The sequence below is a fragment of the Nocardia stercoris genome (assembly GCF_003696265.1).
Lineage (GTDB): Bacteria > Actinomycetota > Actinomycetes > Mycobacteriales > Mycobacteriaceae > Nocardia > Nocardia stercoris.
In genome coordinates, this window is sequence record NZ_RFFH01000001.1 from 144,077 (window position 1) to 165,217 (window position 21,141).

19 protein-coding genes are annotated in these 21,141 nt (G+C 69.3%); 13 read left to right on the forward strand and 6 right to left on the reverse strand.

Annotated elements, in window-relative coordinates; translation table 11 throughout:
• Positions 1–124 precede the first annotated feature (124 nt).
• The gene (locus EBN03_RS00580) at positions 125–1,570 is read left to right on the forward strand and encodes an MFS transporter (protein WP_122185871.1); all 1,446 of its coding nucleotides are present in this window, start codon (positions 125–127) and stop codon (positions 1,568–1,570) included.
• 138 nt (positions 1,571–1,708) lie between these two features.
• Positions 1,709–3,391, forward strand: a complete 1,683-nt coding sequence (locus EBN03_RS00585) for a class I adenylate-forming enzyme family protein (RefSeq protein ID WP_122185872.1) — start codon at positions 1,709–1,711, stop codon at positions 3,389–3,391.
• Here the strand turns inward: EBN03_RS00585 and EBN03_RS00590 are convergent, their stop codons facing one another.
• Positions 3,392–4,018, reverse strand: a complete 627-nt coding sequence (locus tag EBN03_RS00590) for a TetR/AcrR family transcriptional regulator (protein ID WP_122185873.1) — start codon at positions 4,016–4,018, stop codon at positions 3,392–3,394.
• 117 nt (positions 4,019–4,135) lie between these two features.
• On the opposite strand from EBN03_RS00590, the gene EBN03_RS00595 reads away from it, so the two are divergent.
• Genes EBN03_RS00595 through EBN03_RS00610 form a run of 4 tightly spaced genes read left to right on the forward strand, consistent with a single transcriptional unit; the run spans position 4,136 to position 9,962 of the window.
• Positions 4,136–5,509 (forward strand): flavin-containing monooxygenase, encoded by a 1,374-nt coding sequence (locus EBN03_RS00595; protein WP_122185874.1) that lies wholly within the window; start codon positions 4,136–4,138, stop codon positions 5,507–5,509.
• A gap of 2 nt (positions 5,510–5,511) precedes the next feature.
• Entirely contained in the window at positions 5,512–6,555 is a 1,044-nt protein-coding gene (locus EBN03_RS00600) for an NAD(P)-dependent alcohol dehydrogenase (protein WP_122185875.1), read from the forward strand.
• Positions 6,556–6,565: 10 nt separating this feature from the next.
• Positions 6,566–8,212 (forward strand): class I adenylate-forming enzyme family protein, encoded by a 1,647-nt coding sequence (locus EBN03_RS00605; RefSeq protein ID WP_122185876.1) that lies wholly within the window; start codon positions 6,566–6,568, stop codon positions 8,210–8,212.
• Between the two features lie 10 nt (positions 8,213–8,222).
• On the forward strand, positions 8,223–9,962 hold the full coding sequence (locus EBN03_RS00610; RefSeq protein WP_122185877.1) for an N-acyl-D-amino-acid deacylase family protein: 1,740 nt from the start codon (positions 8,223–8,225) through the stop codon (positions 9,960–9,962).
• A gap of 75 nt (positions 9,963–10,037) precedes the next feature.
• Here the strand turns inward: EBN03_RS00610 and EBN03_RS00615 are convergent, their stop codons facing one another.
• Positions 10,038–10,445: a winged helix-turn-helix transcriptional regulator gene (locus EBN03_RS00615; RefSeq protein WP_122185878.1), complete on the reverse strand. Its 408-nt coding sequence runs from the start codon at positions 10,443–10,445 to the stop codon at positions 10,038–10,040.
• 68 nt (positions 10,446–10,513) lie between these two features.
• On the opposite strand from EBN03_RS00615, the gene EBN03_RS00620 reads away from it, so the two are divergent.
• Both EBN03_RS00620 and EBN03_RS00625 read left to right on the forward strand, forming a co-directional pair.
• Positions 10,514–10,993 (forward strand): luciferase domain-containing protein, encoded by a 480-nt coding sequence (locus EBN03_RS00620; RefSeq protein WP_122185879.1) that lies wholly within the window; start codon positions 10,514–10,516, stop codon positions 10,991–10,993.
• A 5-nt stretch (positions 10,994–10,998) separates the two neighbouring features.
• The gene (locus EBN03_RS00625; RefSeq protein WP_122185880.1) at positions 10,999–11,916 is read left to right on the forward strand and encodes an NADP-dependent oxidoreductase; all 918 of its coding nucleotides are present in this window, start codon (positions 10,999–11,001) and stop codon (positions 11,914–11,916) included.
• 95 nt (positions 11,917–12,011) lie between these two features.
• Here the strand turns inward: EBN03_RS00625 and EBN03_RS00630 are convergent, their stop codons facing one another.
• Positions 12,012–12,788 (reverse strand): SDR family NAD(P)-dependent oxidoreductase, encoded by a 777-nt coding sequence (locus EBN03_RS00630; protein WP_199742550.1) that lies wholly within the window; start codon positions 12,786–12,788, stop codon positions 12,012–12,014.
• Complete coding sequence (locus tag EBN03_RS00635; protein ID WP_122185881.1) at positions 12,785–13,720, reverse strand: alpha/beta hydrolase; 936 nt, start codon at positions 13,718–13,720, stop codon at positions 12,785–12,787. The genes EBN03_RS00630 and EBN03_RS00635 overlap by 4 nt, the downstream gene beginning before the upstream one ends.
• Before the next feature lie 207 nt (positions 13,721–13,927).
• Here EBN03_RS00635 and EBN03_RS00640 point away from each other — a divergent pair, with 207 nt between their 5' ends.
• From EBN03_RS00640 to EBN03_RS00650, 3 genes are all read left to right on the forward strand, one after another.
• The gene (locus EBN03_RS00640) at positions 13,928–14,530 is read left to right on the forward strand and encodes a TetR/AcrR family transcriptional regulator (protein ID WP_122185882.1); all 603 of its coding nucleotides are present in this window, start codon (positions 13,928–13,930) and stop codon (positions 14,528–14,530) included.
• A 109-nt stretch (positions 14,531–14,639) separates the two neighbouring features.
• Positions 14,640–15,458, forward strand: coding sequence for an alpha/beta fold hydrolase (locus tag EBN03_RS00645; RefSeq protein WP_122185883.1), 819 nt, complete (start codon positions 14,640–14,642; stop codon positions 15,456–15,458).
• A gap of 64 nt (positions 15,459–15,522) precedes the next feature.
• Positions 15,523–16,539 (forward strand): hypothetical protein, encoded by a 1,017-nt coding sequence (locus tag EBN03_RS00650; protein WP_122185884.1) that lies wholly within the window; start codon positions 15,523–15,525, stop codon positions 16,537–16,539.
• Positions 16,540–16,548: 9 nt separating this feature from the next.
• Here EBN03_RS00650 and EBN03_RS00655 read toward each other — a convergent pair whose 3' ends face one another.
• Positions 16,549–17,037 (reverse strand): FKBP-type peptidyl-prolyl cis-trans isomerase, encoded by a 489-nt coding sequence (locus EBN03_RS00655; RefSeq protein WP_122185885.1) that lies wholly within the window; start codon positions 17,035–17,037, stop codon positions 16,549–16,551.
• Between the two features lie 116 nt (positions 17,038–17,153).
• Positions 17,154–18,380 (reverse strand): acyl-CoA dehydrogenase family protein, encoded by a 1,227-nt coding sequence (locus EBN03_RS00660; protein ID WP_122185886.1) that lies wholly within the window; start codon positions 18,378–18,380, stop codon positions 17,154–17,156.
• 193 nt (positions 18,381–18,573) lie between these two features.
• Here EBN03_RS00660 and EBN03_RS00665 point away from each other — a divergent pair, with 193 nt between their 5' ends.
• Positions 18,574–19,776 (forward strand): NHL repeat-containing protein, encoded by a 1,203-nt coding sequence (locus EBN03_RS00665; protein ID WP_122185887.1) that lies wholly within the window; start codon positions 18,574–18,576, stop codon positions 19,774–19,776.
• Positions 19,773–21,074: a Dyp-type peroxidase gene (locus EBN03_RS00670; RefSeq protein WP_199742551.1), complete on the forward strand. Its 1,302-nt coding sequence runs from the start codon at positions 19,773–19,775 to the stop codon at positions 21,072–21,074. The genes EBN03_RS00665 and EBN03_RS00670 overlap by 4 nt, the downstream gene beginning before the upstream one ends.
• Positions 21,075–21,141: the final 67 nt, after the last annotated feature.

Sequence of the window (21,141 nt, forward strand, 5' to 3'; positions counted from 1 at the left end):
TACATCCGACGAACGCCATTCAATCAACGAACATCGTTCTTGACGAGAACACTGTTCTGGCGTAGAACAGTGTTCATTTAAAGAACGCCGTTCGTAAGCGGCAACCAACACCGCGGAGGTCGCCATGTCCACCACGCTCGACCCGGTACTCGAGACCGAGACGCCCGACGAGAAACCGTCCCGCACCGCCTGGCTGGTCGCGCTGACCACCATCGGCGCCTCGCTGATGGACCTGCTCGACGCGACGGTGACCAGCACCGCCGGACCGTCCATCCAGCGCGACTTCCACACCTCGACCAGTGCGTTGCAGTGGATGATCGCCGCCTACACGCTCACCTTCTCGGTGATGCTGATCGCCGGCGGCCGCCTCGGTGACGTGGTCGGCCGCCGCCGGATGTTCACCATCGGGCTGGTCGGCTTCATCGCGAGCTCGGTGGCCTGCAGCCTCGCGCAATCGGCCGACGTGCTGATCGGCACCCGGGCGGTTCAGGGCGCCTTCGCGGCGGTGATGATCCCGCAGGGGCTGGGCCTGATCCGGGCGGTGTTCCCGCCCGGGAAGGTCTCCCAGGCGTTCGCCATGATGGGCCCGGTGATGGGCATGGGCGCGATGGCCGGCCCGATCCTGGGCGGCCTGCTCGTCGACACCCTGGGCTGGCGGTCGATCTTCTGGATCAACGTGCCGGTCGGCCTGCTGGCGCTCGCCGGCGCGATCCTGGTGCTGCCGCGCGACCACGAACAGCCCGGCCACAAGCCGAAACTCGACATCGTCGGCCTGATCTTGGCCTCGGCGAGCCTGTTCCTGCTGGTCTTCCCGATTGTGCAAGGGCGCGAAGCGAACTGGGCGCCGTGGACCTGGATCATGATGGGCGCCACCGTCCCCGCGCTGGCGATCTTCGCGCTGCACCAGTGGCTGCGGCACCGGGCCGGGCGCGACCCGTTCATCGAGCCGACGCTGTTCCGGAAGCGGGCGTTCAACGCCGGCCTGATCGTGGTGCTGCTGTTCAACGCCGGCTTCATCGGGACCGGCATCCTCGGCACCCTGCTGATGCAGTACGGGCTCGGCTTCAGTCCGCTGCACTCCGGGCTGACCCAGTTGTGGTTCATGCTCGGCACCATGCTCAGCATGGGGATCGCGCAGAAGTTCGCGCCGGCCCACCCGCGGCGGGTGTTGCAGTCCGGTCTGGCGTTGCTCGCGGTGGGTGCGGCCGCGTCGGCGCTGACGGTCCGGCACTTCGGTGCCGATCTGAACAGCCTGACCGTCGGTCCCGCCCTGCTGGTCGCCGGGTTCGGGGTCGGGCTGTGCTTCACGCCGATCTTCGGCGTCATCCTGGCGGCCGTCGACGACCGGGAGATCGGTTCCGCGTCGGGCCTGGTCAACTCGTTCGACCAGCTCGGTGGCGGGATCGGCGTGGCGGTGCTGGGCACGCTGTTCTTCGATCGGGCGGCCGAGCACGGGCTGTTCGGGGCGGCCGAGTACTCGTACTGGATCGCGGGTGCCGCCCTGGTCTGCACCTGGGCGATCGCCTTCTTCGTCCCGCGGACCGCGCGGTCGGAGGATCAGCTGTACTGACCTCGGATATCGATCCGGCCCGGGTGCGCAGCGCGCCCGGGCCGGACCGTATTTCTAGAACCTGTTTCAATAGAGCGAACGGTCCGTGCGAGGCGGACCGGGAACGGGCACGGACGCGTCCGACGCTGGAGGTATGGAATGACGCAGGCGGTCGACCCACAGGCCCTGACGGCGGCGCTCACCGCGCCCGGCGCGCCGTTCGAGCTCGCCGTCGAGGAGGTGCTCGGCGCGCCGGTGCCGGTCATGGCCCGGCGCCGCCGCAGCGTGCGCGAACTGCTCGACGTCTCCCTCGCATGGGGCGACAAGGACTACCTGGTCAGCGACGATCGCCGCATCTCCTTCACCGAACACGCCGCCATGGCCGGCGCGCTCGCCACCGCGCTGGCCCAGCGATACGGCATCGGCAAGGGCGACCGGATCGGCATCCTCGCCGCCAACACCCCCGAGTGGGTGCTCAGCTTCTGGGCGGCGCAGTGCCTCGGCGCGATCCCGGTCGGCTACAACGCCTGGTGGACGCCGCGCGAGATCGCCTACGGACTCGAGCACACCACGCCGAAGGTGATCGTCGCCGACGCCAAACGCGCTGCGCTGCTGAGCAGTTCGGGGTTGCCGAGCGGTTCCCGAGCCACCGAGGTGCCGGGTGGTACCGCGGCGCACCGCGGACCGGTTGTGCTGACCATGGAAGCGGACCTGCCCGCCCTGATCGCCGAATATGCCGGTGACATCCCGCGCACCTCGGTCGCCGAGGACGATCCGGCCGTCGTCCTCTACACCAGCGGGACCAGCGGCCGGCCCAAGGGCGTGGTGCACTCGCAGCGAAACCTGGTGGCGGTCAGCGACTATCACCGCTACACCGATGCGCTCGCGGCCGGCCTCAGCGGGCAGCCGGTCACCCCGGCCGGCCCCAGCGAGCGCCGCTTCCTCATGACCTCGCCACTGTTCCACATCGCCAGCCTGCACAATCTGGTCGTGCCCCGCCTGGTCACGGGCGCGACCGTGGTGTTCCAGTCCGGCGCGTTCGACGCCGACCGGATCCTGCGCCTGGTCGAGCGCGAGCGGATCACCAACTGGGGTGCCGTGCCCACGATGGCCGGTCGCCTGCTCGAACACGGAATGGACGGCTACGACCTGTCCTCGCTGCGCGCGTTCTCGCTGAACGCCGCCCCCTCCTCACCCGCGTTCCAGCAGCGGCTGCGCGAGCACCTGCCGGTCGCGGTGACCACCAGTTACGGGCTCACCGAAAGTGGCACCGCCGCAACGCTGGCCACCCCGCTCGATCTGGTCGCCGATCCGGAGACCGTGGGCCGGCCGGTGATCGGAGTCGCCGTGGAGATCCGCGACGCCGACGGCAAGGCGCTGCCTGCGGGGGAGGAGGGTGAGATCTGCGTGCGCAGTCCGTACGTCATGCTCGGTTACTGGAACGACGAGGCGGCCAGCGCCGCCGCCATCGACGATCGACGCTGGTTGCGCACAGGAGATTTCGGCGCGCTGATCGAGGGCCGACTCCGATTGTCCGGCCGCCGTACCGATCTCATCCTGCGCGGCGGAGAGAACGTGTACCCCACCGAGATCGAGAACGTGCTCGACGAACATCCGGCGGTGCGCGAGTCGGCGGTGCTCGGTGTGGAGCACGCGGATCTCGGGCAGGAGGTCGCCGCGGTCGTGGTGGCCGACCCGAATGCGGTCACCGCGGAAGAACTTCGGGCCTTCGTGGCCGAACGGCTCGCCTACTTCAAGGTCCCGGCGCACTGGAAGGTGACCGCGGAACCGCTGCCGCGCAACGTGACCGGCAAGGTGCTGCGGCGCGAGATCACGCTGTAACTATCCGCTCGGCGCCTGCAGCGCCGGGAACCAGATATCGGTGAGTACCGCGGCCGCCTGCTCGGCGGGCACCTCGATGGTGCCCTGCATGGCCCAGCGGGTGAAGAACCGTTCCAGCTGGGCGACCAGCAGTTCGATCCGCAGCCGGGCCTCGTCGCGGCGATCGGCGGGCCAGCGGGACAGATAGTCCGGCATGTGGTCGGCCAGCGTCATGATGCCGTCGCGCGCCAGCGCGCGGAACTCGGGTTCGAGCGCGGTGGCCTCGTCCCAGGCCGGCAGTAGGTCCTTGTTCGCCACGAACCAGCCGATGGCACGGGTCATCCAGTCCGCGAACTCGTCTCGCGATCCGGTGGTCAGCACGCGGTCGAGATCGGCGTAGAACATGAGCACGCTGGCGAGCGTGCCGGTCTCGGCGACCGCGCGCAGCACCTCGGGCTTGCCGGGAAAGTGCAGGTAGAAGGTGGCGCGGCTGCATCCGGCGGCGCCGGCGATGTCGTCCACGCGGACGGCCGAGTAGCCCCGGGTGGCGAACAGTTCGCGGGCGGTCTCGACGATGCGCGCCCGGGTCGAGCGCTTCTGTTCCTCGCGCAGCGAGCCGCGGGGCGCGGCGGACGACTCGGTAGGCATGCCTCGATCATAGACTACCCAGACACTCACTAGACACCTTGTCTAGTGAGTGTTAGCGTGTGAAGCAGACCACTCCGGCAGAGCCGCCGCGCAGTGGGTCCCCTTCAGGAGTTGTGTATGCAAAACCGCCAACTGCCCAGGGTGTGCGTCATCGGCGCCGGTCCGTCGGGCATCACCACCGCCAAGCGCCTCGCCGAGTACGGCATCCCGTTCGACTGCTACGAGGCCTCCGACGAGGTCGGCGGCAACTGGTACTTCAAGAACCCCAACGGAATGTCGGCCTGCTACCAGAGCCTGCACATCGACACCTCGAAATACCGGCTGCAATTCGAGGACTTCCCGGCCCCCGAGCACTGGCCGCACTTCCCGCACCACTCGCAGCTGCTGGAGTACTTCAAGGACTACGTCGAGCACTTCGGCATCCGGGACCGGATCCGGTTCAACACCAAGGTCGTCGACGCCGAACGCGGCGCCGACGGGCTGTGGACGGTCACCACCGACGCCGGCGACACCGAGGTCTACGACGCGCTGATCGTCTGCAACGGCCACCACTGGGACCCCCGATTCCCCGACTACCCAGGCGAATTCGACGGCGTCCTGATGCACAGCCACGCCTACAACGACCCGTTCGACCCGGTCGACATGCGCGGCAAGCGGATCGTCGTGGTCGGCATGGGCAATTCCGGACTCGATATCGCCAGCGAGCTGTCGCAGCGCTTCATCGCCGAGAAACTGTTCGTCTCCGCCCGCCGCGGCGTCTGGGTGCTCCCCAAATACGTCAACGGCAAAGTGGGCGACAAGCAGTCGGTACCGGCGTGGATCCCGCCGAAGATCAGCCTGAAGCTGCGGCAGCGTTTCGTGCGCAAGATCCGCGGCGAGATGTCGAACTACGGCCTGCCCACCCCGGATCACGGTCCGTTCGAGGCACATCCGTCGGCCAGCGAGGAATTCCTGCACCGCGCCGGCTGCGGTGACGTGACGATGAAGCCCGCCATCACCCGACTGGACGGGGACCGGGTGCATTTCGCCGACGGCAGCAGCGAGCAGATCGACGTGGTCGTGTGCGCGACCGGGTACCACATCAGCTTCCCGTTCTTCACCGACCCGAAGCTGCGGCCGGACGCGAACAACGCGTTCCCGCTGTTCGAGATGATGATGAAGCCGGGTGTGGACAACCTGTTCTATCTCGGTCTGGCGCAACCGATGCCGACGCTGGTCAACTTCGCCGAACAGCAGACCAAACTGGTCGCCGCCTACCTCACCGGCCGCTACCACCTGCCGTCGCGGGAGCAGATCGACCAACAGATGCGCGAGCAGGAGGCCAAGCGCGCCGGCCGGTACTACAACTCGCCGCGGCATACCATCCAGACCGAATTCGAGCCCTACATGCGCGAATTGGGTAAGGAGATCGAACGCGGCGCCAAACGCGCTGCCGCCGCGGGCAATACGCTGCCCGTCCCTGCGCGCGCCGCACAGGGGGTGCGATCGTGAGCATGCGCGCCATGCAACTCACCGCACCCGGCACCCTGGAACTGCGGACCGTTCCCGTTCCGGAGATCGGCCCGGGTGACCTGCTGCTGCGGGTCGGTGCGGCGGGGATCTGCCATTCGGATTCGTATGTCCTGGGCTTGCCGTTCCAGATGAGCGAGCAGCCGCTCACCCTCGGCCACGAGATCGCCGGCACCATCGAGGCGGTCGGCGCCGACGTCGCGGGACGCACGGCGGGGGAGCGCGGTGTCGTCTACCTGTGCTGGTCGTGCGGCACCTGCCGAGAATGCTTGCGCGGCAACGAGAATGTCTGCCTGGCCGCCGGACGCACCGCCATGCCGCCGTGCCCCGGGCTCGGCCCGGACGGCGGCATGGCCGAATATGTGCGCATCCCCGCGCACACGTTCGTGCCCATCGGTGAACTCGACTTCGCCGTCGCCGCGCCGCTCGCCGACGCCGCCCTCACCCCGATGCACGCCGTCAACGGCGCGCGGGACCAGCTGTGGCCCGGCGCCACCGCGGTCGCCATCGGCATCGGCGGGCTCGGACATGTGGCAGTGCAGATCCTGCGCGCCACCACCGAGACCCGGATCATCGCCGTCGACGTGGCCGCCGACAAGCTGGAACTGGCGAAGGCCTGCGGCGCCGACGTCACCCTGCTCGCCGACGACGACACCGCGGCCGCGATCCTCGACCTCACCGACGGGCGCGGCGCCGAAGCGGTCTTCGACTTCGTCGGCACCGACCCCACCGCGAAACTGGCGGCCGCGACGGTCGCGCCCAACGGCGCCTACCGCATGGTCGGGCTCGGCGGCGGCGTGCCGGGCATCGATGCCGGACCGGCCGGCGCCCCGGGCAGCCTGCCGTGGGGTGCCACGGTCCGAAAGTCATACGGCGGCACCCGATCCGACCTGGTGGACTCCGTCGCCCTGGCCCTGGCCGGAAAGGTCCGGCCCGAGATCGAATGCTTCGATCTCGCCGACGCCCGCACCGCCTTCGACCGGCTCGACGCGGGTGCCATCCGCGGCCGCGCCGTCCTCGTTCCGTAGTGGAGAAATCATGACCGAAGCTGTCGACATCCAGGCGATGATGGATCGGGTCGTCGCCGGCCTGACCGGGCCGGGGGCGCCGTTCGAGCAGACCGTCGAACCGGTGCTCGGCACCCCGATCCCGGTGCTGGCCCACCGGCACCGCAACCTGCGCGAGCTGTTCGACGTCTCGCTGACCTGGGGTGACCGGGACTATCTGGTCACCGAGGACCGGCGGATCTCCTTCGCCGAGCACGCCGTCGCGGCCGGCGCGCTGGCCACCGCGCTCGCGCGACGCTACGACGTCGGCAAGGGCGACCGGATCGGCATCTACGCCGCGAACACGCCCGAATGGGTGATCGCCTTCTGGGCGGCACAGTGCCTCGGCGCGGTCGCGGTCGGCTACAACGCGTGGTGGACGCCGCGCGAGATTGCCTACGGGCTCGAGCACACCACCCCGACGGTGGTGATCGCGGATGCGAAACGAGCTGCGCGACTGGCTGATTCGGGCACCGGGGTGCCCGTGCTGACCATGGAGCAGGACCTGCCCGCGCTGATCGCCGAGTACGTCGGCGATATCCCGCGCGCGGAGATCGCCGAAGACGATCCGGCGGTCGTGCTCTACACCAGCGGCACCACCGGCCGCCCGAAAGGTGTGGTGCACTCGCATCGAAACCTGGTGGCGGTCAGCGACTATCACCGCTTCACCGACGCGTTGATGGCGTCGTTCACCGGGCAGCCGCTGGACGGGCCCAGCGACCGGCGCTACCTGGTGACCCTGCCGCTGTTCCACATCGCCAGCCTGCACAATCTCGTGGTGCCGCGGCTGGCGACCGGTGCCGCCGCGGTGTTCCCGCACGGCGCCTTCGATGTCGACCGGGTACTGCGGCTGATCGAGCAGGAGCGGGTCACCAACTGGGCGGCCGTGCCGACCATGGCGAGCCGGCTGCTCGAACACGACCTGTCCGGTTACGACCTGTCGTCGCTGAACGCGCTGTCGCTCAACTCGGCACCGTCCTCGCCCGGCCTGCAGGATCGGTTGCGCGACAAGCTGTCCGGTGTGCAAGTGGCGTTGACCACCAGCTACGGGCAGACCGAGAGCGGCACCGCCGCCACGGTGGCCACGCCGCTGGAACTGGCCGCCGACCTGGAATGCGTGGGCCGGCCCATCATCGGGGTCACGGTCGAGATCCGGGACCCCTTCGGTGCCGCGCTGCCCGACGGCGAAGAAGGCGAGATCTGCATCCGCAGCCCGTACGTGATGCTCGGCTACTGGAACGACGATGCCGCCACCGCCGCCACCATCGACGCCGAACGCTGGTTGCGCACCGGTGATTTCGGCACCATCGTGGACGGCCGGCTGCGGATCTCGGGCCGGCGCACGGACCTGATCCTGCGCGGCGGCGAGAACGTGTACCCGACCGAGGTCGAATACGCGCTCGAGGAACATCCCGCCGTGCACGAGTCGGTGGTGCTGGGCGTCGAACATCCCGACCTCGGCCAGGAGGTCGCCGCGGTGATCGTGGCCGATCCGGGCACCGTCACCGCCGACGAGCTGCGGGCCTTCGCAGCCGAGCGGCTCGCCTACTTCAAAGTCCCGGCACGGTGGCGGATCACCGCGGAACCGTTGCCGCGCAACGCGTCCGGCAAGGTCGTCCGGCGCGATGTCGAACCGTAAGGAGTGAGCGATGTTCGACAGCATCATCAAGGGCGGCCGGTGGTTCGACGGCACCGGCGCCCCCTCGGCACTGCGCCACATCGGGATCCGCGACGGCCGGGTGGCCGAGATCTCGGCCACCCCGCTCGACGAAACCGACTGCCCCCGAGTCGTCGACGCCACCGGGCAGTGGGTGATCCCCGGCATGATCGACATCCACACCCACTACGACGTGGAGGTGCTGCTCGATCCCGGGCTACCGGAATCGGTGCGGCACGGGGTGACGACCGTGCTGGTCGGCTCGTGCTCGCTGTCGACCGTGCACGCCGACCCGGAGACCGCGGGCGACCTGTTCGGGCGGGTGGAGGCGATACCGCGCGAGCACGTCGTCGGCGCGATCGGGGAGCACAAGTCGTGGCACAGCGCCGGGGAGTACGCGGCCGCCCTCGACGCCCTGCCGCTCGGCCCGAATGTGGCTGCCTTCCTGGGACATTCGGATATCCGCGCGGCCGTGATGGGACTCGATCGCGCCACCCGCGACGAGGTGCGGCCCTCGGCGGGTGAACTGGAGTCGATGGAACGCGCGCTGACCGAGGCCCTGGACGCGGGCTTCGTCGGCATGTCCTCGCAACAGTTGCTGTTCGACAAGCTCGACGGTCAGGTGTGCCGGTCCCGGACCCTGCCCTCGACCTACGCGACGAGCCGGGAACGCAGCCGGCTCAACACGATTCTGCGCCGCCGCGGCCGCGTCCTGCAGGGCGGGCCCGACGTGGCCCGCCCGCAGAGCCTGGTGGCCATGGCGGCGAGCAGTATCGGGTTGTGGCGGGCACCGCTGAAGGTGAGCCTGCTGTCGGCCGCCGACATCAAGGCGATACCCGGTGTGGCCAAGGTCTTTCCGACGATTGCCCGGGTGATCGCGTTGCTGGGCGGGAACTTCCGCTGGCAGCACCTGCCGGTGCCGTTCGAGGTGTACTCCGACGGGATCGACCTGCCGGTGTTCGAGGAGTTCGGATCCGGTGCCGCCGCACTGCATCTCGCCGACCAGCTGGACGAGCGGCAGGAGCTGCTGCGCGACGAGGCCTACCGGCGCCGGTTCCGCAAGGACTACGACAAGAAGTACGGGCCGCGGGTGTGGCATCGCGACTTCTTCGACGCCGAGATCGTCGAATGCCCCGATCCGGCGGTGCTGGGCAAGACCTTCGGTCAGGTCGGCGTCGACCGCGGTGGGTTGCATCCGGTGGACGCGTTCCTGGACCTGGTGGTCGAGCACGGTCCGAAGGTGCGTTGGCGGACCACCATCTCCAACCACCGCCCGGAGGTGCTGGACCGCTTCGCCGCCGATCCCGGCATCCAGCTCGGGTTCTCCGATGCCGGTGCGCACCTGCGGAACATGGCGTTCTACAACTTCGGCCTGCGCCTGCTGCGCCGGGTGTGGGAGGCCGAGGACGCGGGCCGCCCGTTCATGACCCTCGAGCATGCCGTGCACCGCATCACCGGCGAACTCGCCGACTGGTACGGGCTCGACGCCGGGCATCTGCGCGTGGGTGACCGTGCCGACCTGGTGGTGATCGATCCGGACTGCCTCGACGAATCGCTGGACACCTACGCCGAGCAGCCGGCGCCGCACTACGACAACCTGTCCCGCATGGTCAACCGCAACGACGACACGGTTACCGCGGTGTTCGTGGGCGGACAGTACGTATTCGGCGGCGGCGCAATCGATCCGGCGCTCGGCACGGCCAGGGCGGGCCGGTTCTTGCGTGCGGCGTAGGAGCTGGTCGTCAGGGCAGTAGCGCAGTGCCCCCGCGGTCGACCGACCGCGGGGGCACTGTCTTTCCGGCCGCCTTCAGCCGACGGCGGTGTCGTACCGCACCCGCGACTCGGCCACGTAGTCGCGATGCTGCTCCGACCATTCGATGAGTGCCCGAACCTGGTCGGAGAGGGTGGCTCCCACCGTGGTCAGGGCGTAGTCGACGCGGGGTGGTGAGGTGGGGGTGACGGTGCGCCGCACCAGCCCGTCCCGTTCGAGGCTGCGCAGGGTGAGGGTCAGCATGCGCTGCGAGATGCCGTCGATGGCGCGTTGCAGCTCGGAGTAGCGCTTCGGGCCGCCGGCGAGCAGGTCCAGCACCAGCATGCTCCACTTGTCGCCCACCCGGTCCAGCACCTCACGCAACTGGCACCGGTGATCGGAATGCGTAATCGATTCGCGCACATCGATGTTCGTACCGATATCGAAAGTGCCTGCTTGTGCCATCCCACCATTCTGAAACATGCTTCTCCTACGCACAATATGTGCGCAGCAGACAGAAAGTGTTGTGTGAGATGACAATCGATACCGCCGCGCTGCCCCGGCGGGCCGGCGCCCGCCCGATCACGACCGGTCGCGAGATTCCGCACGATCAGCTGGACCAGTTCTCGCCGCCGGAGATTCGCGCCGCGCTCGTCGCGGCCGCGGCCGCCCTGCCCGATGTGTTCACCGGACCGAGCCAGGTGTCCGAACCGTCGTCACTGGCGCTGCGGTTACGGCATCCGAGCGGACCCTGGGAGGCGTTCCTGTTCCCCAGCCCGGACGAATTCGGGCACATCCACCGGGCCGGATTCATGCATCTGACTGTGCCGCGGGCCCTCGTCGCGCCGCTGATCGAGGCCGGCTGGGCCGAACCGCATCCGATCAGTCGCCGCCCCGAATGGCCGGACTCCATCGTGATGCTCTACGCCCCGCGCGACGCGGACGAGCTCGCCGTCGCCATCGCCGTACTCCAGGCCTCCCATGAACAGGCCACCACCACCGAGGAGAAGTGACAATCATGCAGACCATCGCCTTCGAGAAGTTTGGCGCCGCTCCGGAACTCACCGAGCTGCCGATTCCTGAGCCGGGGCCGGGCGAGGTGCTGGTGCGGGTGCGCGCCGCATCGGTCAACGGCTTCGACCTGGGAGTGCTCGGTGGTGCCTTGCAGGGGGTCTACGAGTACGAATTCCCGGTGGTGCTCGGCAAGGACTACGCGGGTGAGGTCGCCGCGGTGGGGACCGGAGTGGAATCGGTGTCGGTGGGCCGGCGGGTGTTCGGTGTCGTCATGCGTCCGACGCTCGGCCAGGGTGGCTACGCCGAATACCTGGCCGTGCCAGAACAATACGGTCTGGCGGTGATTCCCGAGGGACTCGACGACGCGCGGGCGGCGGCTCTCGCGTTGTCCGGCACGGCGGCGCTGGGCGCGATCGAGGCGGTCGCGCCGGGATCCGGTGACATCGTGCTGATCTCCGGCGCGACCGGTGGCGTCGGCGCCTTCGCGATCCAGCTGGCCGTGGCGCGCGGCGCTACCGTGCTGGCGACCGCCCGCCCCGGCGCGGAGGCGGCGTTCGTTACCGGACTCGGCGCGTCCGTGGCCATCGATCACACCGATCTGGCGGCCCAGGTGCGCGCGGTGGCGCCCGCCGGAGTGGACGCCGTCGTGCATCTGGCCGGGGACGGTGCGGCGCTCACCGAGTTGCTAGTGCCCGATGGGCGGCTGGCCTCCACGGTTCACTTCACCCCGGCCGACCCAGCGGTCCGGGCCACCGTGGTCATGGCGGACCCGGCCCGCGGTCGGCTGGAATATCTTGCCGACGAAGTGGTTTCGGGTCGCTTGCGTGTCCCGCTGGGCCGGGCCTACGAACTGTCCGAGGTTCCGCAAGCGCTGACCGACTTCACCGAGGGCACCATCGGCAAGTTCACCGTCACCGTCTGACCGGTCCCGGCACCCCGGGCGTGCCCCCGCCGGCTGTCGTGGAAATGGTCATCTATCAGCCGATTACGGAGGTAGATGACCATTTCTTCGGCAGGTCAGGCGGTCGGGGGCTGCATCATGGCCTGGACGTGGCCCAGCAGGTCCGGGTAGCGCTTCAGGTGTGCCCCGCCGTTGAGATCGATTGCGCTGCCGGTCATCCAGGTGGCCTGGTCGGAGGCCAGGAACGCGGCCATGGCGGCGATCTCCTCCGGCCGCCCCGCTCGGCCCAGCGGCGTGTTCTCGATGTAGTCCTCCTGCAGGCCCGGGACCAGCGGGACGCCCGCCACCAGCGGGGTGTCCACGAGGCCGGGGGAGATGGCGTTGACCCGAATCTGCCTGGGCGCCAGCTCGAGTGCGGCGACCTGGATCAGCATCAGCACTCCGGCCTTCGCGGCACAGTAGGCCGCCATGCCGGTGCCGGGCTGCCTGCCGTTCAGCGAGGAGATGCAGGTGATGCTGCCGCCGTCGGCGATGTGGCGGGAGGCGTGCTTGAGTACCAGGAAGCTGCCGGTCAGGCAGACGTCCACGGTCGTATTCCAGTGCGCGAGTTCCAGTTCGCTGATCAGGCCGGCCATGGACAGGCCCGCGGAGTTCACCACCGCGTGCAGTCCGGTCGTGGCTTCGAATCCGGCGGCGACCGAGGCCTCGTCGGTGACGTCCATGCCGAGGCCGGAGGCGGAATCGCCCAATTCCTGTGCGGCGGCGTCGGCTTTGGCCGCGTCGATGTCGGCGAGGACGACGCGGTAGCCGTCGGCGACGAGCGCGCGGGCGGTCGCCAGGCCGATGCCCGAGGCGCCGCCGGTCACCAGTGCGGTGCGCTGGTCGGTGGTCATAGTGCTCCTTCGTGGGTGGTGCCGAGCAGGTGCCGGCGCAGGAATTCCAGTTGGTCGGTGACGGCCGGTTCGAACCACGGTTTCGGTTCGAAGACGTCGAAATGGTCACCGGGGTAGTGCTTCACCTCGGCGCGGGCCGCCGTGGCGGCCGCCGCGGCGGCGTGCGGTGGGGCGGCCCGGTCGAAGTCCGCGATCTGGATCAGGACCGGCGCGGCGATGCGGGCGGCGGCGCGGTCGGCCCGATAGCCGCCGAGTTCCAGGCCGACCGCGGCGTCGACCTCGTTGCGCCAGCTCGGGCCCGCCACCGCGAGGTAGTCGGCGGCATAGCCCTCGGCGGTGAAAGCGGCGTGCTCGCCGGGCTTTCCGACCAGCGGCATGAGGATCGGCGGTCGCCCCAGCCGGGCGCCGAGCGCGCTACGGATGCCGGTGAGCGTCGACTTGACGACGGCGCGGGCGCCGACCTGCGCCAGCGCCACCCGGCCGGCGGCCATGCCGTTCACCAGCGGTACCGCCGCGACGACCGCGCACACATCGGTGCGGTCGGCCGCGACCGACAGCGCGTGACCGCCGGACAGCGACACTCCCCACACCACGATCCGGCGCGGATCGATGCCGGGCAGCGCGGCCGCGGCCGTGATGGCGGCGCGGTAGTCGGCGATCTGCCCGGTCATCGAGGCCTGTTGCCGGGGCGTGCCGTCGGAGTCGCCGAAACCGCGGTAGTCGAAGGCGAATACGGCCAGGCCGGCGGCGGCGAAGCGCCGCGCGTACGGCTCCAGGCCGGAGTCCTTGGTGCCGCCGAATCCGTGCGCCATCACGACCACCGGCCGGCCGCCCGGCCCGTCGAAGGGGCTGTCCGCGCCTCCATCGAAGAACCAAGCGTCGCAACGGGTTCCGGCGGAGTGGAAATCGATCCGGCGGTGGTCGTCGGTCACCGGGGTGCTCCTTCGGTCTGCATTCGAGCTCGTGCGGGTAGTGCGAGCCGGAACGCGGTGATCAGGTGTGCCGCTCGCGCCAGTCGAGTAGACACATTTTCTATTCCGTCTACTGTAGACAGATTCTCAGATCTGTCCACGTTTTGCTACGGTTTCGGGGAAGCCGCCGCGCACTCCCGGCGCGGCCGGAGCGGAAGGTGGGTTCGGGTGAGCGAGGCGCAGGCCGTGACCGTGGCCGACCGGCTCCTCGGTGCGGCGCAAAAGCTCTTGGCCCGCAAGGGAATTCGTGCCACGACCATGATCGAAGTCGCCGAGGAGGCAGGCGTCTCGCGGGCCTGGCTCTACCGTCAGTTCCCCGACAAGACCGCCCTGCTCGGTGCCGCGATCGTGCGGCTCACCGACGCCTACTGGACCGACGCACACGCCGAACTCGGCACCCTGCCCACCCTCGCCGACCAACTCACGGCGGGCGTGCGGATCGGCCGCGGCGCCTACGACGACCCCGGCACCCTGCTGCTACGGCTGCGGATGGCCGAGCCCGAGGAGTTCGCGCTCTGCGTCGGCGCCGGCGTCTCCGGCCTGGTCCCCGACCTCGCCGGCTTCTGGCGCCGCTACGTCGACGCCGCGCTCGAACGCGGCGAGATCCACCCGAACCACGACCCGGCCGAAGTCGCCGAATGGATCGCCCGGCTCATGATCAGCCTGGGCACCGTCCCCGGCGACACCTTCGACCCCGAAGACGTCAGCTCGGTCCGGCGACATGTGCGCAGATACATCCTGCCGAGCCTGAGCGCCGACCCGGCCCGCTGAAAGCACGGCCGGAACTCAGGTACCGCGATACCTAATCGCGACGGATTCACCGGTATCCGGATCTCCGTACCGTCATCCGCAGAAGGAAGCACTGCGGGAAGGAAATCCGATGTTCTTCACCACCCCCACCGACGGCACCACCCTCGCCTACGAGGACTACGGGATCGGCGAGCCGATCGTGTTCGTCGCCGGCGCCATGCTGAACACCGACATGTGGGAGCAGCAGATCCCGTTCTTTCTCGAGCGCGGTTACCGCTGCATCGCCCTGGACCGGCGCGGCCACGGCCGCTCGGACCGCCCCCGTGGCGGCTACGACATCGACACCACCGCCGACGACCTGGCCGCGCTGCTCGAGCACCTGGACCTGACCGGGGTGACGCTGGTCGGGCACTCGGCCGGCGGCGCGGAGGTCGCCCGCTACCTGGCCCGGCACGGCGAAGCGCGGATCCGCAAGGTCGTGCTCGTGTCGGCGATCCTGCCGTTCCTGCAGCTCACTGATGACAACCCGGCCGGGGTGCCCGAACAGCTGCTGGACCTGATGTGCGACCGGATCCGAGCCGACCGGCCGAAATGGCTGCACCGGCAATCGCAGCTGTACTTCGCCACCCACCTCGGCACCGAGATCTCGCCCGAACAGGAGGACGTCACCTACCGCCAGTGCCTTGCCACACCGACCTGGGTCACGCTGTGCATGCAGCGCGCGGTGTTCCACTGCGACAACCGGGATGCGTTGCGCGGCATCACCGTTCCGGTGCTCGTCGTGCACGGGGACGCGGACTTCTCGGCGCCGGTCGAGGTGACCGGCCGGAGGACGGCCGAGCTGGTGCCGCACGCGGTGTTCCACGAGTACCCGGCGGCCGGGCACGGCCTCTACGTCACGCACGCCGACCGGCTCAACGCCGACCTGCTCGACTTCGTCAAGGCCTGAACGGCGACGGACGGCCCGTGCCCATCGTGCCCGGGTCGTCCGGTCGTGTGCCAGGCTTGGCGGTGTGGGTGAGACGAACGAGGGGCACTCGGAGCCGGTCGACCTGGCGCTGCGGTTGCTCGACGCGCAGGTGGCGTTCGCCAAGGAGCAGTTGCTGCGAGGCGAGGGATTTCTCGAGCTGGTCGTCGAGGAGGTCGACGGGTTCCTCGGGCTCGCCGCGGAGTTGACCCTCGCCGAGTCCGTGACGCCCGAGCGGATCAAGGCCGTCGCGCGCAAGTGGGCGGTGCAGGTTCCGGTCGAGGGCGCGATCCCCGAACTGGTCGGCGAGATCGCCGCCCGGCTCTACAACCATCAGGCCAACGACGCCACACAGGTCGACGACGTGGTCGACACCCAGCGCTTCGAACAGTTCATGACGGCCGTCGCCGATATGGACGTCACGCACCGGCTGGTGCGCCTGCTGCTGACCAGTCCCGCCACCGTCGACGCCTGCGTCGAGATCGTGCAGCGGGCGGTGGTCGCCGCGGTGGACGACGGCCGCCACCTCGACGGCGGCGGCGTGGCGGGAGCGCTCAAGGGCGCCCTCGCTCGCCTCGCCGAACCGGCGCTGCCCGCGATCGAGAACGGGGTCGGCCGGATCACCCGCACCGGGGCGCGATTCGTGTTGCGCGGCAACCGAAACGACGCCGACGAAACATTGCTCGAGGTCGCGCGGGAGAACTGGCGCCGACACACCGGCGACGCCGTCGGCTCGTTCCGTGAACTGGTATCCGCCGACGATGTCGAAGACGCCGTCGTGCTCGTCTTCGAGTTCTGGCGCACCTTCCGCGACACCGACTACTTCCGTGCCCTGCTCGACGAGGGCATCGACCACGTCTTCGACAAGTACGGCGACACCCCGCTCGCGGAACTGCTCGCCGAACTCGGCGTCGGCCGCGCGGACCTCATCGAGGAGGCGTTCCGCTTCGGCCCGCCGGTCCTGGCCACCCTCGACGAACGCGGCTACCTCGACACGATCCTGCGCCGCCGCCTCGCCCCGTTCTACGCCTCGGAGGCGTTCCGGGCCGCGCTGCGGGGGTGACCGCGGCGCTCAGTGCTGGTGGTCGTCGCCGTCTTCGTGCGGGTGGCCGTGGGCGAGTTCGTCCTCGGTGGCGTCGCGGACGTCGACGATCTCGACCTGGAAGTGCAGGCGCTGGCCGGCCAGCGGGTGGTTACCGTCGATGGTGACGCTGTCGCCGTCCACGCCGACGACGGTGACGATCTGGGTCTCGCCGTCCGGGGCCTCGGCCTCGAACTCCATGCCGGCCTCGAGTTCGTCGACGCCCTCGAACATGCTGCGCTCGACCGTGCTGACCAGCTCGGCGAGGTGCTCGCCGTAGCCGTCCTCGGGCTCGACCACGACCTCCACCCGGTCGCCGCCGGACTTACCGTCGAGGGCCTGCTCCAGGCCGGGGACGATGTTGTCGGCGCCGTGCAGGTAGACCAGCGGGGCCTCGCCGACGGAGCTGTCGAGGACCTCGCCGTCGTCGTCGGTCAAGGTGTATTCGATGGACACGACCTTGTCGGAGACGATCACCATGGAACGCGGCCCTTTCAGCCAGGGGGTACCGGACGAGCCAATGTATCGCGGTGGGGCCCGAGCGGGTCAAGCGGTCGCCGCCCGGGCCCGGTTTCGCCCGGGCGCGATGTCACCGCTCAGCCGTTGAGCAGGCCCTTGGCGATGTGGGTGACCTGGATCTCGTTGCTGCCGGCGTAGATCATCAGCGACTTGGCGTCGCGGGCGAGCTGCTCGACCTTGTACTCGGCCATGTACCCGTTACCGCCGAACAACTGCACGGCCTCCATGGCCACCTCGGTGGCGGCGCGCGAGGAGTACAGCTTCATGGCCGAAGCCTCGGCGAGGGTGACCTTGTCGCCGGCCGCGGTGCGCTCGATGGCGTTGAACACCATGTTCTGCACGTTGATTCGCGCGACCTCCATCTCGGCCAGCTTGAGCTGGATGAGCTGGAACTGGGCGATCTCCTTGCCCCACAGCTTGCGGGACTTCGCGTAGTCGATGCACAGCCGGTGGCACTCGTTGATGATGCCCAGCGCTAGCGAGGCGATGCCGATCCGCTCGGCGGCGAAGGACTCCTTGGCGCTGTCCTTGCCGTCGCCCTTGGCCGGGTTCTCGGTCTCGCCGAGCAGGCGGTCCGGGGTGATGCGCACGTTCTCGAAGAACAGCTCGCCGGTGGGGGAGGAGTTCATGCCCATCTTCTTGAACGGCTTGCTCTGGGTGAAGCCCGGCATGCCCTTGTCGAGGATGAAGCCGAGCACCTTGCGGTCGCGGCGGTCGGTGCCGTCCTCCTCGTCGAGCTTGGCGTAGACGATGGTGGTGTCGGCGTAGGGGCCGTTGGTGATGAAAGTTTTCTGCCCGTTGAGGATGTAGTCCGCGCCGTCGCGGCGGACGTAGGACTTCATGCCACCGAAGGCGTCGGAGCCGGAGTCGGGCTCGGTGATGGCCCAGGCGCCGACCTTCTCGAAGGTGACCAGTTCCGGCAGCCAGCGCTTCTTCTGCGCCAGGGTGCCGCGGCTGCGGATGGTGCCGACGGTGAGTCCGAGGCTGACGCCCATGGAGGCGACCAGGCCGAGGCTGACCCCGGCGAGCTCGCTGTTGAGCACGACGCCCATGCTGCCGGCGCCGCTGAAGCCGCCGCTCGCCTTGGCCGGCTTGGTGTCGCCGGCTTCTTCGCGGGCGATGGCCTTCTGCAGGCCTTCGCGGGCCATCTCGTCGAGGCCGAAGGTGGCATACAGCTTGCGGATGATGTCGAACGGCGGCAGCGCGCCGCTCTCCAGCTCGTCGACGTGCGGCGTGATTTCCTTGGCGATGAAGGCGCGGACCGCGTCGCGGAACATCAGGTCTTCGTCGGACCACTGATACATGTCGTGAGCTCCCGAGGGGATTGCCGGATTCGTCGGCTCAAATATAGAACACGTTCTAGTGAATGGGAGAGGAACCTGCCGCGGCCGGAAATGCGGTTAGGCTCACCTATTCAAATTTGGTTAGGTAATGCTAGCCTCCTGCCTGGCGCGGCGATCGATGTCGCGTCATGGTGCGAGGAGAGTGTCCGGGCAAATGGCTGTGATCACGAAGATGCGTGCAACCGGTAGCGCGCTGGCCGGAGTGCTGGCGATCGCCGCGCTGGCGGCCTGCGGCTCGTCGAGCGACGACGCGAAGCCGGCCGGGCTCGCGCCCTCGGCCGAACAGTCCGCCGACGACCTCGCGGCGGCGTCGGCGCTGGACCCGCAGCCGGGCTCGTTCCTGCACGGCAAGACCACGGTCACGCAGCTGGCCGCGACCACCCCGGCCAACGGTGACGTGAACCCGTACGCGGTGCTGCCCGTGGTGCACCTGGGCGGCGCACTGGGCGCCGGTGACGTGCTGGTCGGCAACTTCAACGACAAGTCCAACAACCAGGGCACCGGCACCACCATCGTGAACGTCCACCCCGACAAGTCGGTGACCGTCTTCGCGGACATCCCGAAGAACCTGCCCGGCTGCCCGGGCGGCATCGGCCTCACCACCGCGCTGGTGCAACTGAAGACGGGCTGGGTGCTGGTCGGCAGCCTGCCCACCACCGACGGCAAGATCGGCACCGCCGGCGCCGGCTGCCTCATCGAACTCGACCCCACCGGCAAGGTCGCGGGCACCATCACCGACCCGCATCTGAACGGGCCGTGGGACGCCGTGGTGGCCGACAACGGCGACACCGCGGCACTTTTCGTGTCCAACGTACTGGGCGGTGTGAAGGACGCCGGCGGCAAGCAGGTCGACCGGGGCACCGTGGTGCGCCTGTCGCTGGCCCAGACCGCCACGGCCGCACCGCATGTCACCGGCGTGACCGAGGTCGCCACCGGGCTGCCGGTGCGCGAGGACGCGGCCGCGCTGGTGAAGGGCCCGACCGGAGTCGCGCTCGACGCGGCCGGAAACCTGTATGTCGGTGACAATCTCGGCAACCGGATCGCCAAGGTGCCGAATGCGCTGACCCGCACCGACTCCGCGGGCCGCGGGGACACCGTGTCCGAGGGCGGGCAGCTGGCCGGGCCGCTGGCCGTGCGGATCGCACCCAACGGAAACCTGTTGGCCGCCAACGCGACCAACGGCAAGATCGTCGAGATCACCCCCGCCGGTCAGCAGGTCGGCGAGTTCTACGCCATCCACGACGAGGCGCAGCACCCGGCCGGTAACGGCGACCTGTTCGGGATCGCCATCGAACCCTCCGGCGCCGGGCTGCTGTTCGTGGGCGACGACACCAACACCCTGTCGGTGCTGCGTTGACCGGAGGAGTCGACCGCCGGTCGCTGCTGCGGCGAGGCGCGCTGCTGGGCGCCGGCGCGGCGGCCGGTGCCGCCGCGGGCGTGACGGCGGACCGCCTGATCTCGATGGCCGCCGCCTCGGATATCGAACCCTTCTGGGGCGCACACCAATCCGGCATCGTGACCGCCACCCAGCGGCACGCGGTGCTGGCGGCCTTCGACCTCTACACCGACGACCGGGCCGATATCGTCGAGGTGCTGAAGCGCTGGACCACCCTCGCGGCCGCGTTGACCGCCGGTGAATCCGCGCAGGTTCCGGTGTATCAGGGCAAGGGTGTCCCCACGGACGCGTTCGCGGGCGCCACCCACCAGCCCACCGCCAGCGACTCGCTGGACGCGTGGCAGTTGGGCGCGCAACGGCTCACCGTGACAGTGGGTTTCGGTCCGGGCCTGTTCACCAAGAACGGCAAGGACCGCTACGGTCTGGCTGCCCGCCGGCCCGCGCAATTGGTCGACCTGCCGCAGTTCCCCGGCGATCAGATCGACGAATCGGCAAGTCACGGTGACCTTTTCGTGCAGGTGTGTGCCGACGACCCGCAGGTGGCGTTCCACGCGGTGCGCAGTCTGGCCCGGATCGCCCCCGAGGTCACCACGCTGCGCTGGACCCAGATCGGGTTCTCGCCCTCGGATACCGGTGGCACGCCCCGAAATCTGATGGGTTTCAAGGACGGCACGGTGAATTCCAACGGGCACCCGCCCGCCGATCTCGACGCCAGTGTGTGGGCCGGTGACGAAGGCCCGCAGTGGATGCGCGGCGGCAGCTACCTGGTGTTCCGCCGGATCCGGATCTCGCTGGAGCGGTGGGACCGGCTCGACACCGCGGTGCAGTCGCGCATGGTCGGCCGGGACAAGGTCAGCGGCGCGCCGCTGGGCGGGCACCACGAGTTCGACGCCAAGAACTTCGATGCGAAAGACGCGCAAGGTAATCCGGTGATCCCCATGGATTCCCACGTGCGGCTGTCCGCACCGGAGAACAACGGGGGCGCGATGATGTTGCGGCGCGCGTTCTCCTACAACAACGGCACCACACCGTTCACCGAACGGTGGCCCCCGTGGCGGCAGACGCTCGCCTACGACGCGGGCCTGCTGTTCCTGGCCTATCAGAAGGATCCGCGCGCGGCCTTCGTGCCGGTGAATCAGAGGCTGGCGACATCGGATGCCATGAGCCAGTTCACTACTCATACCGCGAGCGGCATCTACGCGGTCGCGCCCGGTGCGCGGGGCCCGGGCGACTGGATCGGGTCGACGCTGTTCGCCTGAGCCGCACGCCGGTCCAGGCGCTCTGTATCCGCTTGGACCGGCGCTCGAAGGGATGCCGCCGGGCGGT